Origin of the sequence: Fenollaria sporofastidiosus, assembly GCF_943169635.2 — a bacterium.
In the GTDB taxonomy this organism is placed as follows: domain Bacteria; phylum Bacillota; class Clostridia; order Tissierellales; family Peptoniphilaceae; genus Fenollaria; species Fenollaria sporofastidiosus.
The window spans coordinates 1063652-1080027 of record NZ_OW968186.1; the positions used below are offsets into that span (position 1 = coordinate 1063652).

The window sequence follows — 16376 nt, forward strand, 5'->3', positions numbered from 1 at the left end:
AATGAGTAGAATTATTGATGTATTTGCGATGGAAGTGTTAGACTCAAGATCTAACCCTACTGTAGAAGTAACAGTTTTAGCTGAATCAGGGGCAATCGGCTCAGCTATAGTTCCATCTGGAGCATCTACTGGAGAACACGAAGCAGTGGAACTTAGAGATGGAGATGCAAAGAGATATTGCAAGAAAGGTGTATTGAAGGCTGTAGACAACGTAAACAACTTAATTGCACCAGAGATATTTGATATGGAAGTAACAGATCAAGTCTCAATTGATAAGCTAATGATAAACCTTGACGGAACAGAAAATAAGGGCAAACTTGGTGCAAACGCTATGCTTGGCGTGTCACTAGCAGTTGCTAGATGTGCTGCAAACGAGTTAAACATGCCACTTTATAGATACATCGGCGGAACTAATGCTAAAGTATTGCCAGTACCTATGATGAACATTTTAAATGGCGGTAAGCACGCTGACAACAATGTTGACATACAAGAGTTTATGATTATGCCGATAGGTGCAGAAACATTTAGAGACGCACTTAGGATGGGCTCAGAAGTTTACCACAGCCTAAAGAAAGTACTTCAAGAAAGAAAATTAGCTACAGGAGTTGGTGATGAAGGTGGTTATGCACCAGACTTATCAAGCAATGAAGAAGCTATCGAAACTATCATTGAAGCGGTTAATAAAGCTGGATATGAAGTAGGAAAGGACATCTACCTAGCCCTTGACGTTGCCGCAAGCGAGCTATATAACGCCGACACTAAGAAATATTACCTAAAGAGCGATAACGCAGAGCTAACAGACGAAGGCATGATTGACTACTATGAAAAATTAGTTAATAAATATCCACTATACTCAATCGAAGATGGTTTAGACGAAAACGATTGGGAAGGTTGGAAGAAGTTAACTGAAAGACTAGGAGACAAGATTCAATTAGTTGGTGACGACCTATTTGTTACAAACACTAAGAGAATCAAAGAAGGTATTGAAACTCATACAGCAAACTCAGTTTTAATAAAGCTTAACCAAATTGGCACATTAACTGAAACTATCGAAGCTATCGAGATGGCTCACAGAAATCATTACACAGCAGTTATTTCACACAGATCAGGCGAAACAGAAGATACAACTATCGCAGACCTATCAGTTGCGCTAAACACTGGACAAATCAAAACAGGTGCACCTGCTAGATCAGAAAGAGTTGCTAAGTATAATCAATTACTTAGAATCGAATACATGCTAGATGACACAGCAGTGTATGCAGGCAAGAGTATACTAAGAAAATAATTTAAGAAAATTTTTTACATGGGATGGGCGCTTTATGCTCATCCCATTTTTATATTTTAAATAAAACTAGAAATATTTATAAGCATATTGTATAATTAAGATAAAGTAAAATAAAAATTATCTAAACAAAGGAGAGTTTATAATGAAAGTCAAAAACGCAATATTAAGTACAATTATCGCAACACAAATTTTAAGCACAGCAGCACTTGCAGCACCAGATGAAGCAATCAAAGAATTTAAGAAAGTAGCGCCAATTAAACAAGAAGTAAAACACTTCCAAGGCGAAGTAAAACTATTCATCATTAAAGACGGAGAAAAAGTGAGAGTCGATCAAAAGATGACAGATGGCTTAAGAGTAGTTAATGGAAGAACATGTGTAGGAGTAAGAGACCTTGTAAACGCAATCGAAGGAGCAAAAGTTGAGTGGGACGGCACTAATCACATAGTCGACATCACATATGCTGGCAAGACAATATCATACCCAGTAGGAAAACCACTTATGTGGGCAGATGGCAAAGCAGTGACAATAGACGTGCCAGCACAAATCGATCCACAAATATCAAAAACATTCTTACCTATAAGAAACATAGCAGAGACATTGGGCTTCAAAGTAGATTGGGACAACAAAGCAAAGGAAGTAGTCCTAACACCAGGCGCAGGCACAGGGGTTACAACAGCTCAAACACCTACACAAAACAGCAAGACAAAGATAAAATTAGCAAGTGGAGAAGTAATTGATATAAATAAACCCATACTAGATAAAATTGAATATGATCAGGGAAAACCTTTTTTGAAATCTCATATATATGAGCTAAGCGATGCAGACTTTATTGATAATGGCGATGGAACTATGACATTTGGAAAAGGTACTAAACTTGAACAAAACTTTTTAAAGAAATTTAAAAGAGTTGACTCATCACCATCAAATCCTAATTTCAAAATAGCAGGAGAAAACAAAGGCGATACACGTATAGGAACATATGTAATAGGCGAAGGTAATCCAATGTCAGACAAGTGTTATAAAGAATGGTCAGATAAAAAAGGTCATGAGCTGTATTTTAGTGAATTAGGGGCAGTAACTGGCGAATACAAAGTAGCTAAAAATTATTTTGATGACAGTGATTCATTTTTTGTATCTGGAGACAATAGAGATGAATACCTTTTAAATTTATTTAAAGAAAGAAAAATTGATAAAACTGAAGTCAATAAATTTTTATCGACATATAAGTATGATAAAAATGAAATTTATATAAAAAGATGGTTATTAAATAAAAATATCGATTTCTATGACGGAACTGGTATTATAAATGTAACAATGAACGGTAGTAGTAGATTAGATTTACCATATATAGCTTTCTATATTACTAAAGATAAAAAAGTTTTATCAGATGAGTTTTCAGATGATTATAAATATAAAATAGATGTAGATAAAGTTATAGTGTATAAATTGTTGCCAAAATATATAAATGGAAAATATGAATACCATGATGCTCTCTTTGTAATAGATATACCAGATATTACTTTAAGAAGACTTTATACAGTAAATGAGAAGAGAAATGGACTTTTTCATATAATCACACCAAAGACAGTAAAAGAGATTAAAGGTATATAAAGTAAATAATAAATAAGGAGTGATAAAATTGAATAAATATTATAAAGCTATGCTTAGTATGATGCTTGCCTTCATACTAGGCTTTTTCTATATGATGCCATAAAACAAGAAGCGTTATGCACGGCTTTATGTATATGTAGTTGTATTAGTTATGACATTATAGGTTAAGCATGACATAAGAAATCAAGCGCATAATGACGCATCATCTATGAGATACTTGATAAGCTATGAGATAAGAAACAATTATGAATATACTTTCAAAAAAGCATTGCAAAAACTATAACGTTATGGTAAAATATATATGTTATAAGTAAGAATGGAGGTGTGTGTATGAATTACGTATTGTATGCACTAGTTGCGATTTCGGCTTTAGTATTAACTATATCAGTAGCAGCTACTGCAGGAGACGATCAAGGCTTACAAGCATTGGGCGGAGCTGAAAGCATATGGGGTTCAAAAAATCCTACAAGAAATGTTCTTTTAAAAAGAATAACTACAATTTCATCAGTTGTGTTTATGGTAACAACTTTGATACTAGCAGGTTTCAAATTATAAAATAGGAGGAAGAAATGGACAAGATTTTAATTGTAGCTCCTATAGTTGGAGCTATAGCACTATTATTTGCTTTAGTTAAAGCTCTATATGTTACTAAGCAAGATGCTGGTAATGAGAGAATGAAAGAGATTTCTGGTTATATCCAAGAAGGAGCTCTTGCATTTTTAACTAGAGAGTACAAATATCTAGCAATATTTATTGTTGTATTATTCGCAATTTTAGCACTAGCTATTAACATCGGCACAGCTGTTTGTTATTTAATCGGTGCTGTATTCTCTATTTGCGCAGGCTATATCGGTATGACTGTAGCTACTAAAGCTAACGTAAGAACAACTAATGCTGCTAAGGAAAGCGGTATGGGCAAGGCTCTAAACGTAGCTTTCTCAGGTGGTACAGTTATGGGTATGTGCGTTGTAGGTTTAGGTTTACTAGGCACAAGCATTGTTTGGATGATATTCAAAGATGCTAACATAGTTACAGGTTTCGGACTTGGTGCTTCATCAATCGCTTTATTCGCAAGAGTTGGTGGCGGTATCTACACAAAGGCTGCAGACGTTGGTGCTGACTTAGTAGGTAAGGTTGAAGCAGGTATCCCAGAAGACGACCCAAGAAACCCAGCAGTTATCGCTGATAACGTTGGTGATAACGTTGGCGACGTTGCAGGTATGGGTGCTGACTTATTCGAATCATATGTTGGAGCTATAATCTCAGCTATCACATTAGGAGCGTTAGCATTTAGCGATAACGGTATTTCATTCGCACTTGCACTATGCTCAGTTGGTATAGTTTCATCTATTATTGGTACATTATTTGTAAAGGGCGACAAGAACCCTCAAAAAGCTCTTGATATGGCTACTTGGGGAAGTTCAATAATCACTATCATCGCTTCTTACTTCTTATCTACAAAGATACTAGGTTCAATCAAACCTTTCTACGCTATCGTAGCAGGTGTTGTAGTTGGACTTATCATAGCAAAAGTTACAGAATATTATACAGCTGCTGAATATAAGCCAGTTCAAAAAGTTGCTGAAGAATCTGAAACAGGAGCTTCAACAAACATCATCGCTGGTTTATCAGTAGGTATGATGTCAACAGCTATACCTATGATTGTTATCTCAATAGGCATACTAGCTGCATTCTTCTTAGCAGGTGGATCAGAAAGTGCTGTAAACGGACTTTATGGTATCTCACTTGCAGCAGTAGGTCTACTAGCAACAGCCGCAACAACTATCGCAGTTGACGCATATGGACCAGTTGCTGATAACGCTGGTGGTATCGCTGAAATGTGCGGACTTCCAGAAAGCGTAAGAGACATTACAGATAAGCTAGACTCAGTTGGTAACACAACAGCAGCAGTTGGTAAGGGTTTTGCCATTGCTTCAGCTGCACTTACAGCTCTAGCACTATTCGCTTCATATACTCAAGCAGTTGGACTTAGTCAAATTGACTTAACAAATCCATTAACTATAGCAGGTGTATTCATTGGTGGTATGCTACCATTCTTATTCTCATCATTAACTATGGATGCAGTTGGTAAAGCTGCTAACCAAATGATTGAAGAAGTTAGAAGACAATTCAGATCCATCCCTGGTATCATGGAAGGAACTGCTAAACCAGATTATGGTAAATGCGTAGATATTTCTACTAAGGCTGCTCTTAAGGAAATGGTTATTCCAGGACTTCTAGCTGTTGTATGCCCAGTTATAGTTGGTATACTTCTAGGAACAGAAGCTTTAGGCGGTCTACTTGCAGGTTCACTAGTAACAGGCGTTCTAATGGCAATCTTCATGTCAAACGCTGGTGGAGCTTGGGACAATGCAAAGAAGTATATTGAATCAGGTGTTCATGGTGGTAAAGGATCAGATGCTCACAAGGCAGCAGTAACAGGAGACACTGTTGGTGACCCATTCAAGGATACATCAGGACCATCACTAAATATACTAATTAAATTAATGACAATAGTAGCATTAGTATTTGCACAAGTATTTGTTAGCTACGGTGGACTTATTATAAAATAAGATAAAATTGTAATTGGACTCCCCTTGATTTTAATCAGCGATGCTATTAAATAAGGGGAGCTTCATTTATAATATGGGTGATTTTATGGAAATAACAATTGACAATATTAAAATTAATTATATAGCCCTAGGCGAGTCGGAAAAGCCTGTTCTTATACTTCATGGTTGGGGCGCTTCAATAGACGCTGTTATGAGTATAGTGAACGCTTTGAAGGATACTAGAAAAGTTATTGCCATAGATTTACCAGGCCATGGCAAGTCGTCTCAGCCAGATAGAGTTTTTGGTGGAGAAGACTATGCAAATATTGTTAAGTCCTTTGTAGAGAAGCTCGGCATTGAAAAATTTGACGCCATAGGTCATAGCTTTGGTGGCAAGACCTTGATACAAATTGCTTCTGAAGGATACAAAAGGCTTGATAAGATGGTTCTTATCGATGCATCAGGTATTCTTCCTAAGAGAAGTTTTTCATATTATCTAAAAGTTTATACATATAAATTCCTTAAAAAGCTCTACAAGTTAATCTTCTTTTACAAGAGTGAAGAAGAGCTTATGAAGAAGCTTTCTAAAAAATTTGGCTCTGATGACTACAGAAACACTAGTGGCATCATGAGACAGACCTTCGTCAAGGTCGTAAATGAATCCCTTTTTGATAGGCTAAGTCTTATCAAGAACGATACTCTTATATTGTGGGGCAAAGATGACGATACAACTCCACTATATATGGGTAAAATTATGAATGAGAAGATAAAGAATTCTGCTCTTATTGAGCTTGAAGGCGGACACTTCTCATATGCAGATGATTATCAAATATTTTCACGTGTAATTAGATCTTATCTTAGTAAGGAGGAACTATGATAGCTATATTTATATTCTTGCCAATATTATTAACAGTTTTAATTTATATACATTCTTTGGCATTTTTCCAAATATTGCAATTAAATATGTACATTTCAAGCGAGTATGAGCTATGGCTTAAAAATTTTGGCTGGCTTAAGAACTCATTAAAGAAATTAACACCTGGAGATAAGAAGCCGCTTGTCTTTACTGACAGGATGAAGAGACTGATGAAGATATTTGTAAGCTTCAACGTAGTGATTATGTATACGTCAATCATCGCATATCTATTATTCGGTGAAAAAATTGCACTAGCATATTTATTAGTACTTGCTTTTGAACTATACATCATAAGAGCGAAGAGTGTAAAGTTTGCAAATATATTAGCACAGCCGATTGAGAATAAAATCAATCACGGTTTTTATATACAAGCACAAAATAAAATTAAGAAAGAAAAAGAGAATAAATTAAAGGTGGTAGGTATAACAGGAAGCTATGGCAAGACATCGACTAAGCTTGTTTTAAATGATATTGTGAAGAATAGCCTTAAGACATACGCAACGCCAAGTTCATTTAACACACCTATGGGTATATCAAAGGTAATAAACAACGAGCTTGAAAGCGGCACTGAAGTTTTCATCTCTGAACTTGGAGCAAGATATGTCGGAGAGATAAAGGAAGTTGCTGAGCTTGTTATGCCAGATATCGCCATCATCACTAACATTGGCCCATGTCACATCGAAACCTTTGGATCAATGGAGAACATTGTCAAGACAAAGTTCGAACTTATAGACACACTTAAGGAAGGCGGCCTTGCTATATTTAACTACGACAACCCATATATTAAAGAGAAGGCAGCTGAGGTTAAGACTAGAAAGGTGTATATCTCACTTGAAGATGATGCGTGTGACTACTTTGCGAAAGATATAAGTGCCAGCGAGTTTGGCACTGAGTTCACACTTGTCTACAAGAACAAAGAGTATAATTTAAAGACAAAGCTTCTTGGTAAGCACAATATATACAATGTTCTTCTTTCGGTTGCGGCAGCTCGTGAGTTAGGCATGAGCATGGAAGAGATACAAGAGGCGGTTCTTAACGTTAATCAAGTTGAACACAGACTATCACTTGTAGAGAACCCAAACAATCTTATTATCATCGACGACGCTTTTAATAGTAACCCAAGCGGTGCACAAGCGGCTCTAGATGTTATAAGTGAGTTTAAAGAAGGAAAGAAGATAGTTATCTCACCAGGCATGGTTGAGCTAGGAGAGCTTCAATACGAAGAGAATAAAAAGTTTGGCAAGAATGCAGCAACCGTTGTAGATTATTTCATTATCGTAGCAGAAGTTAATAAAGAAGCAATAAAAGATGGTCTAGTAGAAGGTGGACTTGATGAAGATAAGATACATGAGGCAGCAAGCTTAAGTGATGCACAATTAATACTACAAAAAATATGTCAAGCAGGCGACGTAATACTTTTCGAAAACGATTTGCCTGATAATTATTAGGAGTTGATAGAATGCTAAAGGTAGGCGTTATATTTGGTGGAAGAAGCGTTGAACATGAAGTATCAGTTATTACAGGAATGCAAGTAATTGAGAACATGGATAAAGAAAAATTCCTTCCAATTCCAATATATATTACAAAAGAAGGTAAGTGGCTAAGTTCAGAGGCCTTCAAGAATTTTAAAACATTTAAAGACGGTGACTTTAGTTCAGCTAAGAACGTTATGCTTGGCTGTGACTATGGAGATTTTAACCTATATATAAATCCTGAAACAAAGTCTATGTTTGACAAGAAGGTATACGAAAGGCTTGATATGGTCTTCTTCGCGCTTCATGGAACTAACGGCGAAGACGGATCATGCCAAGGACTTGTTGAGACAGTTGGTCTACCATATACAGGCACTAACGTCTTAAGTTCTGCAGTCGGTATGGACAAGGTCATAATGAAGGATGTATATAGGGCAAACGGACTTCCTGTAGTAAACTACAGGTACTACTACAGAAGTATGTGGAGAAGCTCAAAGGACAATGTTATGTCTGACATAGAAAAGAATTTAAAGTATCCATTGTTTATAAAGCCATCCAACCTTGGTTCGTCTATAGGCATATCTAAGGTTAAGAGCAAGGAAAACTTGGAAGAAGCTTTGATGATAGCCTTCAGTTATGATAAAAAGGTCATAGTTGAAGAATCAGTTGAAAACGCAAGAGAGATAAACTGCGCTGTCATGGGTTACGAAGAAAATATCGAGACATCAGAATTAGAAGAACCACTAGACTTCAAAGAACTATTGACATTTGATGATAAATATGTATCAAATAAAAAAACTCCAGGCACTAAGATGATGAGAAACCTTTTAAAGAAGGACGAGCCATTGAGACCTGAACTTGAAAGACTTGCTAAAGCAGCTTTCACATCCATTGATGCAAGCGGCAATGCTAGAGTAGACTTGCTTGTATCGAAGGACACTGGCAAGGTATACATTAACGAAATAAATACAATACCAGGTTCTATTGCGTTTTACTTATGGGAGCCAAAGGGCTACTCATTTAAAGACTTAATCACTAAGATGATTGGTATAGCAAAAGAGATTGACACTATGAGAAAAGAAACTGTTTACTCATACGATGCCGAACTCTTTAAACGTATTCAATACGGAAAGAAATTATAGGTGATAAAATGAAAATCAGGGAACTTGTAATGAACTATTTTAATAGAGAAGACTATGTACCCCAAAGCAAGAAGGACTTACTAAGAGCGTTTAAGATTACGAAGAAAGATAAGAAAATATTTGAAAGACTTCTTAAATCATTAGAAAAAGACAAAAAAATTATTTGCAGCAATGATAAATATTACACTTACAACAGTTCCCATATAATAAAAGGAAAGTATGAAGCTAATAAACGTGGCTTTGGCTTCGTTATAGGTGATGACTTTGATGTCTTCATAAGATTTGAAAACTCGATGTACGCTATGGACTCTGATGAGGTATGCGCTATAATCACAGAGAAGAAACTTGATGGTAACTATGAAGGCAAGATAATCAAGATATTATCCAGAGCTACAAAGAGGGTTGTTGGAACTTATCAAGACAATGGCAGCTTTGGCTTTATCAGATGTGATGATGTCAAGATTATATATGATGTCTTTATCAATAAGAGCAATTCAAAAGGCGCAAAGCATGGTGACAAGGTAGTTGCTGAGATCATTAAGTATCCAGACAAAAATAAAAATCCAGAGGGAAGAGTTGTTGAGATTATCGGTAAAGAAGATGATCCAGGTATAGACATCACATCCATCATTAAGTCGTACGAACTTAGAGAGTACTTTCCAAATAGAGTTAAAGATGAATTAGAAGATATTAACTATGATATAAGCTCTGAAGAGATAGAGCGCAGAGTAGACTATAGAGACTTATTAACGGTAACTATAGACGGTGTTGACTCGAAGGACTTAGACGACGCCATAAGCTTAGTGAAAAGTGGCGATATGTATACACTCTACGTACACATAGCAGACGTTGCTAATTATGTCAAGGAGCGCACATACTTAGATAAGGAGGCTTACTTAAGAGGCAACTCATACTACTTACTTGATAGGGTTCTACCGATGCTTCCAAAAGAGCTTTCGAATGGCATATGCTCACTTAATCCAAATGAAGATAGGCTAACACTATCTGTTAAGATGGATATAGATAAGAACGGGGAGGTTTTAAGTCACAAGATATCAGAGGCTGTGATTAACTCTGACTACAGACTTAACTACACACAAGTTTCAGACCTTTTAGAAGGCAAGAAGAAGGCGGCTGAACTTGGTCTTGATGCTATAGAAGATACGCTTAAGAACATGCAAGATTTAATGCATATTCTTAATGATAAGAGAAACAAAAGAGGTAACATAGACTTTGACATCGTTGAAACAAAAGTTGTTTTGGACGAGAAAGGCAAAGTTCTTGACATAAAACCAGAAGAAAGACGAGTTGCTAATAAGATTATAGAAGAGTTCATGATAGCTGCTAACGAAACTGTAGCTAAGGAATACTTTATGAAGGACTTGCCTTTTGTATATAGAGTACATGAGAAACCAAAGAGGGAGAAGATGTTCTACCTTTCTGAGTTCTTGAAACGCTTTGACTTATACATTAACCCTGATAATGTTACTCCAGCTGATTTGGCAAGGGTGCTTAATGAACTTAAGGGTAAAAAAGAATCGGCACTTATTTCAAACATAGTTCTTAGGACTATGCAAAAGGCGAGATACACTTATGAAGAGCTTGGTCACTTTGGACTTGCTTCGAAGTACTACTCGCACTTCACATCTCCTATCAGAAGATACTCAGACCTTATTATTCATAGAATCATTAAGGACTTTATGAATGGCAGACTTAAGGAAAGCAAGATTGTTTACTACGAGAAGAACCTTGATCAGATGACAAAGCATATATCTGAAACGGAGCTTGTTCAAGAGAAGGCAGAGCGCGACATAGTACAAATGAAGTGTGCTGAGTACATGCAAGATAAGATCGGCAATGTTTATGTTGGTGAAGTTTCATCACTAACATCCTTTGGCGTATATGTTATGCTTGAGAATACCATAGAAGGTCTTTGCCACTTTGCAAATATGGATGATGACTTCTATTATTTTGATGAAACAGAATACAAAGTCATCGGCAAGGACTCATTAAATGAATACAGGATAGGTATGAAGGTAAGAGTTGCTGTCCTTGATGCATCGAAAGAGACGAGAACTATTGATTTTAAAATTCTTGGAGTGGTTGAATGAAAGAAGAAGATATAAAAGTTGTAGCTAATAATAAAAAAGCGAGACACGATTATTTTATAGAAAAGACGTATGAGGCGGGCTTAGTTTTAAAAGGCACCGAAGTAAAATCCATTAGACAAGGTAGAGTGAATTTAAAAGAGAGTTATGTAATTGTTAAGAATGGTGAAATTTTCGTCTTTGGTATGCACGTAAGTCCATACAAGGAAGGCAATATATTTAACGAGGACCCACTTAGGACAAGAAAGTTATTGCTCAACAGAAAAGAGATTAGAAAGATTTCTCAAGATATAAAGCTTGAGGGCTCTACTGTTGTTCCGCTAAGATTATATTTTAAGCACGGAAGAGCGAAGCTTGAGATAGCACTTGCTAAAGGTAAAAAACTTTATGACAAAAGAGAGAGCCAAAGAGAAAAAGACATTAAAAGAAGTATTGATAGAAAGTATAAAATCTAGGAGGTAAGCAAATGAAAATCGGTGAATCAAGAGAAAATTATTTAGAGATGATACTAATGCTACAAAACAAAGGCATTAAGGTTAGAAGTACAGACGTTGCGAAGGCCCTTGATTTTTCTAAGCCAAGCGTTAGTAGAGCAGTTGGTATATTAAAAGAAGATGGTTATATCGAAGTTCAAGACGATGGCGAGCTAACATTTACAAAGGAAGGCGAAAAGCTGGCAAAACTTGTTTATGATAGGCACTGTACACTTAGAACTTTCTTTGAAAATATTGGCGTTGACCATGAGAATGCAAATGATGATGCTTGTAGGGTTGAGCACGTTATAAGCCAAGTCACATTTGATAAAATAAAGGAATTAGTTAATAAAGGTAATGAATAATATTTTAGATAGATTAAACGCAAGCCAAAGGGAAGCTGTTTTATATAACAGTGGTCCCTTATTAATCATGGCTGGGGCAGGTTCAGGCAAGACTAGAGTAGTAACATACAAGATTGCCTACCTTATAGAGAATGCACTTGCGAGTGAAAACGAAATACTTGCGATAACATTTACTAATAAGGCTGCTAAAGAGATGAAGGACAGAGTGGCATCATTTTTAAATAAAGACATCTCATCCATGTGGATAGGCACCTTTCACTCTATAGCACTAAGACTGCTTAGACGCCATGCAAACCTTGTTGGATATACAAACAACTTTACTATATATGATAGAGACAATCAATTGACTCTTATCAAAGATATACTTAAAGAGCTTGAGCTTGATCCAAAGACTTATGTGCCATCATACTTTATTAATTTAATATCTACATTGAAGATGCAAAACTTGGATGCAGATGAATACGAAAGCATTTCTGATAGCTATAGAAAGAAAACTGATGCAGAAGTTTACAGATTATATCAAAAGAAGTTGCTCGAGTATGATGCGATGGACTTTGATGACATGATAGCTAACTGCGTTAGACTTTTAGAAGAAAATGATGACGTAAGACAAATTTATCAAGAGAGATTCAAGTATGTCTTTGTAGACGAGTATCAAGATACAAACTATATGCAGTATAAGATGGTAAAGCTGCTTTCAGATCTTTACAAGAACATCTGCGTAGTAGGTGATGCAGATCAAAGTATATATGGCTGGAGAGGAGCAGACATCAGAAACATCTTAAACTTTGAAAAAGATTATAAAAATGTTAAGACTATACTACTTGAGCAAAACTATAGGTCGACTAAGAATATATTAAATGCTGCTAACAAGATTATAAAGAACAACGACGAGAGAAAGGATAAGAACCTTTGGACAGATAATCAAGATGGAGATGACATATATTGCTACATGACGCAAAGCAATGTGGAGGAGAGCTACTTTGTTGCGCAAAAGATAAAAGAGCTATTGAACGAAGGTTATAAGGAGAGCGACTTTGCAATACTTTATAGAACTAACGCTCAATCGAGATCTTTTGAAGATATGTTCTTAAAGTTTGGCATCAAATATAACATAGTTGGCGGAGTAAAGTTCTACGATAGAAAAGAGATCAAGGACATACTTGCCTACTTTAAATTTTTGGATAATACAAGCGACTTTATCTCTCTTAAGAGAATTATAAATACACCAAGAAGAGGTATTGGAGACAAAAGTGTTGAGAGTATAACAGAAGATATGATTAATAAGAATATTAGCCTTTATGATGCTCTATCCATAAGCAAGAATAAAAAGATAAAGGATTTTTATGAATGCATGGACTACATCAAGAAGCTAAAGGACAATCTTAGCTTGTCAGAGCTATATGATTTAGTTTTAGATAAGACTGAATATCTTAGTGCACTTGAAAGTGAGAACACTGTCGAAGCAAGAACAAGAATTGAAAACTTAGATGAGTTTAGAAACCTTTTACTTGATTACGAAGATAATTATGATGAGATTACACTTAAAGACTTCTTAGGAGAGATTTCACTTTTAACTGACCTTGACAAGACAGAGGATAAGGGCGAGGCAGTAACTATGATTACTATGCATAGCGCCAAGGGTCTTGAGTATAATATCGTCTTCATAGTTGGTATGGAAGACGGTCTCTTCCCAAGCGAAAGAGCTATCGATGAGGGTAGTCTTGAAGAGGAAAGAAGGCTTTGCTATGTAGCAGTGACTAGAGCAATGAAGAAGCTGTTCTTAAGCTTAGCTAAAGAGAGAAGAGTTTATGGACAAACTATAGTATCTAAACCATCAAGATTTATTGATGAAGCACAAGACGCTGTAAAGCTAGTTAACTATAGATCAGATAAATTTGATGAGAGCTCTATATTTGAAAGCTCAGTTAATAACAAGGCTTCTCATAGAGAGCAAAGCTTTGACAAGACTGTTTCACGTTTTAAATCATTTAGCGGAAGCGAAGGCCCATCAGGTGATAAGAAAGACATCAAGGCAGGCGACAAGATTAAGCACAAGGCCTTTGGTGAAGGTATGGTCGTTAGTGTCAATGGTAAGAATCTTACTATAAGTTTTCCAAATAAAGGTATTAAAATTTTGAATATTGATTTTGCACCAATAAAAAGGATAGATTGATATGGACAGGATGGAAGAATTAATCAAGAAGCTAGAGGAGTATAATTACCACTACTATGTGCTTGATGACCCTATAGTTTCTGATAAAGAATATGACAAGTTATACGATGAGCTAGTGAAGCTTGAAAATGAAACAGGAGTTCACTTGCCATACTCTCCAACACAGAGAGTAGGCGATGCGGTGCTCGATAAGTTTGTTAAGCATACACACCTTGGAAGGCTTTGGAGTCTTGATAAGGCTCAAAGCTTTGATGCACTTAGACAGTGGCACGAGAAGAACCTTCGCTTCGTAAATTCATACAACGAAACACATAGTGACAAGCTTCAAAACCTTGAGTATATACTTGAATATAAGTTCGATGGCCTTACTATCAACCTAACATACGATGAAGGAATTTTTAAGATGGGAGCAACAAGGGGCAATGGCGAGGTAGGCGAAGAGATATATGAGCAGGTACTTACCATAAAGTCCATACCTCTTAGAGTTAAATACAAAGGCAAGTTTGAGGTACAAGGCGAGGGCCTTATGCCGCTATCAAAACTTGAAGAGTACAACGAAAAGAACGAAGTGCAGCTTAAGAACGCAAGGAACGCTGCAGCAGGTGCGCTACGTAACCTTGATGTGAAGGAGACCGAGAAGAGACATCTAATAACTTATCTATACAACATTGCTTATATAGAAGGCAAGGAGTTTAAGACTCAAGAGGAGATTGTGGAGTTCATTAAAGATAACGCTCTTCCAGTTTCGAATTATCATAAAAAATTTTCAAGCATGGAAGACCTTCTTAAAGAGATAGATATACAAAAAGAAGAAAGATTAAAGCAGGATTTCTTAACAGATGGTATGGTAATTAAGATAAACGATGTAAAAACGCAAAAGCTTATGGGATATACAAATAAATTCCCACGCTTTGCTATCGCATATAAGTTCGAGGCACTTGAAACATCTACTAGGATCATAGGTGTTGAGTGGAATGTCGGTAGAAGCGCTAAGGTAACGCCAACGGCACTATTAGAGCCGGTTGATATAGGCGGAGTCACTATAAAGAGGGCGACACTTAATAACCTTGAAGACATAAAGAGAAAGAACCTTCATTTGAATGAGAGAGTTCTTATTAGAAGATCGAATGATGTTATTCCAGAGATCATGGGGCCACTAAAGACTGATGAAGAGGTCTACGACATAAAGCAGCCAGACAGATGCCCTTACTGCCATAGTAAGTTATATAAAGAAGGAGTACATTACTTCTGTCCTAATACATTAGGATGCAAGCCACAGCTTGTTAAGACCATAGTCCACTTTGCATCCAAGGAAGCGATGAACATAGATGGCTTCAGCGAAAAGACTGCTGAGTTATTCTTAGAAAAGCTTGACATAGATCAAGTGTCTATGTTATATGACCTTAAAGAAGAAGACCTACTTAAGCTTGATGGCTTCAAAGAGAAAAAGGCAAAAAATATTATTGATTCGATACAAAACTCAAAGACAGTACAGCTTAAGAACTTTATATATGCCTTGTCAATACCGAACGTTGGCGTAAAGACAAGCAGGGATCTTGCAGAGCACTACAAGAGTGTAGAAAACTTTTTAAAGGCAGACTTTAATGACCTAATTGCTATCGAAGATGTTGGTGAAATAACTGCAAATGAGATAGTTTCATTCTTAAATGATGAAACGAGTGAGAAGTCTATACAAAGTTTGTTTGAGCATGGTATAAAGGTGTTAGACGTTCAAGACCATGGCGATAGATCACTGGAAGGACTAAAGTTTGTTCTAACAGGTACGCTTGAAAACTATACGCGTGATGAACTTAAAAATATTCTTGAAGAAAAGGGGGCAAAGGTACAAGGCTCTGTATCATCAAAGACAGATTATGTAGTTGTTGGTGAGAACCCTGGTTCTAAATTTGATAAAGCGAAGACTTTAAATATAAAAATACTATATGAAAACGATCTGAAGGAGTTGATATGATGGATAGAAAAGACATTGAAAATCTATGCTACACTGCCAGACTTGCAATCGATGAGTCAGACATAGATGCATTCACAAAGAAGTTTAATGATATTATCGATATGATATCTGTAGTTAATGAGCTAGAGGATAAGGACATAGCTAAGACTTATCAAGTTAACGCTTATAAAGAGTGCTTACTTAGTGATGACGTAGTTGATACTGAGTATATGATATCAAAAGAGGAAGCACTTAAGAATGCACCAGAAGAAAAATTTGGTTTCTTTAAACTAAAAAGAGTAGTAGAAGCTTAGTATAGGAGTT

General features: G+C 36.2%; 13 protein-coding genes. All 13 read left to right on the forward strand.

Going from position 1 to position 16376, the window contains the following annotated elements; translation table 11 throughout:
* Nucleotide 1: 1 nt before the first annotated feature.
* The 13 genes from eno (at nucleotide 2) to KO172_RS05215 (ending at nucleotide 16366) form a co-directional block, all read left to right on the forward strand.
* A complete protein-coding gene (gene eno / locus KO172_RS05155) occupies nucleotides 2-1285 on the forward strand; it encodes a phosphopyruvate hydratase (protein ID WP_215492444.1) in 1284 nt (427 codons plus the stop codon).
* Nucleotides 1286-1427: 142 nt separating this feature from the next.
* The gene (locus KO172_RS05160; protein ID WP_215492445.1) at nucleotides 1428-2897 is read left to right on the forward strand and encodes a copper amine oxidase N-terminal domain-containing protein; all 1470 of its coding nucleotides are present in this window, start codon (nucleotides 1428-1430) and stop codon (nucleotides 2895-2897) included.
* A 330-nt stretch (nucleotides 2898-3227) separates the two neighbouring features.
* Complete coding sequence (gene secG / locus KO172_RS05165) at nucleotides 3228-3452, forward strand: preprotein translocase subunit SecG (protein WP_215492446.1); 225 nt, start codon at nucleotides 3228-3230, stop codon at nucleotides 3450-3452.
* Nucleotides 3453-3466: 14 nt separating this feature from the next.
* Nucleotides 3467-5470, forward strand: coding sequence for a sodium-translocating pyrophosphatase (locus KO172_RS05170; protein WP_215492447.1), 2004 nt, complete (start codon nucleotides 3467-3469; stop codon nucleotides 5468-5470).
* 85 nt (nucleotides 5471-5555) lie between these two features.
* Nucleotides 5556-6326 carry an alpha/beta fold hydrolase gene (locus tag KO172_RS05175; protein WP_251320122.1) on the forward strand — a complete coding sequence of 257 codons (771 nt, stop codon included), beginning with the start codon at nucleotides 5556-5558 and terminating at the stop codon, nucleotides 6324-6326.
* On the forward strand, nucleotides 6323-7813 hold the full coding sequence (locus KO172_RS05180; RefSeq protein WP_215492449.1) for a UDP-N-acetylmuramoyl-tripeptide--D-alanyl-D-alanine ligase: 1491 nt from the start codon (nucleotides 6323-6325) through the stop codon (nucleotides 7811-7813). The genes KO172_RS05175 and KO172_RS05180 overlap by 4 nt, the downstream gene beginning before the upstream one ends.
* An 11-nt stretch (nucleotides 7814-7824) precedes the next feature.
* Entirely contained in the window at nucleotides 7825-8979 is a 1155-nt protein-coding gene (locus KO172_RS05185) for a D-alanine--D-alanine ligase family protein (RefSeq protein WP_215492450.1), read from the forward strand.
* 8 nt (nucleotides 8980-8987) lie between these two features.
* Nucleotides 8988-11090: a ribonuclease R gene (gene rnr / locus KO172_RS05190; protein ID WP_215492451.1), complete on the forward strand. Its 2103-nt coding sequence runs from the start codon at nucleotides 8988-8990 to the stop codon at nucleotides 11088-11090.
* On the forward strand, nucleotides 11087-11542 hold the full coding sequence (gene smpB / locus KO172_RS05195; protein WP_215492452.1) for an SsrA-binding protein SmpB: 456 nt from the start codon (nucleotides 11087-11089) through the stop codon (nucleotides 11540-11542). Before rnr ends, smpB begins: the two co-directional genes overlap by 4 nt.
* Nucleotides 11543-11553: 11 nt before the next feature.
* Nucleotides 11554-11925, forward strand: a complete 372-nt coding sequence (locus KO172_RS05200; RefSeq protein WP_215492453.1) for a metal-dependent transcriptional regulator — start codon at nucleotides 11554-11556, stop codon at nucleotides 11923-11925.
* Nucleotides 11918-14101: an ATP-dependent helicase gene (locus tag KO172_RS05205; RefSeq protein ID WP_215492454.1), complete on the forward strand. Its 2184-nt coding sequence runs from the start codon at nucleotides 11918-11920 to the stop codon at nucleotides 14099-14101. Before KO172_RS05200 ends, KO172_RS05205 begins: the two co-directional genes overlap by 8 nt.
* Nucleotide 14102: 1 nt before the next feature.
* A complete protein-coding gene (ligA, locus tag KO172_RS05210; protein WP_215492455.1) occupies nucleotides 14103-16073 on the forward strand; it encodes an NAD-dependent DNA ligase LigA in 1971 nt (656 codons plus the stop codon).
* Nucleotides 16070-16366, forward strand: a complete 297-nt coding sequence (locus KO172_RS05215; RefSeq protein ID WP_215492456.1) for an Asp-tRNA(Asn)/Glu-tRNA(Gln) amidotransferase subunit GatC — start codon at nucleotides 16070-16072, stop codon at nucleotides 16364-16366. The genes ligA and KO172_RS05215 overlap by 4 nt, the downstream gene beginning before the upstream one ends.
* Nucleotides 16367-16376: the final 10 nt, after the last annotated feature.

Excerpts from the sequence above, each read along its gene's own strand:
- eno (WP_215492444.1), top strand. The coding sequence starts at position 2 with ATGAGTAGAATTATTGATGTATTTGCGATGGAAGTGTTAGACTCAAGA.
- KO172_RS05160 (WP_215492445.1), top strand. The coding sequence starts at position 1,428 with ATGAAAGTCAAAAACGCAATATTAAGTACAATTATCGCAACACAAATT.
- secG (WP_215492446.1), top strand. The coding sequence starts at position 3,228 with ATGAATTACGTATTGTATGCACTAGTTGCGATTTCGGCTTTAGTATTA.
- KO172_RS05170 (WP_215492447.1), top strand. The coding sequence starts at position 3,467 with ATGGACAAGATTTTAATTGTAGCTCCTATAGTTGGAGCTATAGCACTA.
- KO172_RS05175 (WP_251320122.1), top strand. The coding sequence starts at position 5,556 with ATGGAAATAACAATTGACAATATTAAAATTAATTATATAGCCCTAGGC.
- KO172_RS05180 (WP_215492449.1), top strand. The coding sequence starts at position 6,323 with ATGATAGCTATATTTATATTCTTGCCAATATTATTAACAGTTTTAATT.
- KO172_RS05185 (WP_215492450.1), top strand. The coding sequence starts at position 7,825 with ATGCTAAAGGTAGGCGTTATATTTGGTGGAAGAAGCGTTGAACATGAA.
- rnr (WP_215492451.1), top strand. The coding sequence starts at position 8,988 with ATGAAAATCAGGGAACTTGTAATGAACTATTTTAATAGAGAAGACTAT.
- smpB (WP_215492452.1), top strand. The coding sequence starts at position 11,087 with ATGAAAGAAGAAGATATAAAAGTTGTAGCTAATAATAAAAAAGCGAGA.
- KO172_RS05200 (WP_215492453.1), top strand. The coding sequence starts at position 11,554 with ATGAAAATCGGTGAATCAAGAGAAAATTATTTAGAGATGATACTAATG.
- KO172_RS05205 (WP_215492454.1), top strand. The coding sequence starts at position 11,918 with ATGAATAATATTTTAGATAGATTAAACGCAAGCCAAAGGGAAGCTGTT.
- ligA (WP_215492455.1), top strand. The coding sequence starts at position 14,103 with ATGGACAGGATGGAAGAATTAATCAAGAAGCTAGAGGAGTATAATTAC.
- KO172_RS05215 (WP_215492456.1), top strand. The coding sequence starts at position 16,070 with ATGATGGATAGAAAAGACATTGAAAATCTATGCTACACTGCCAGACTT.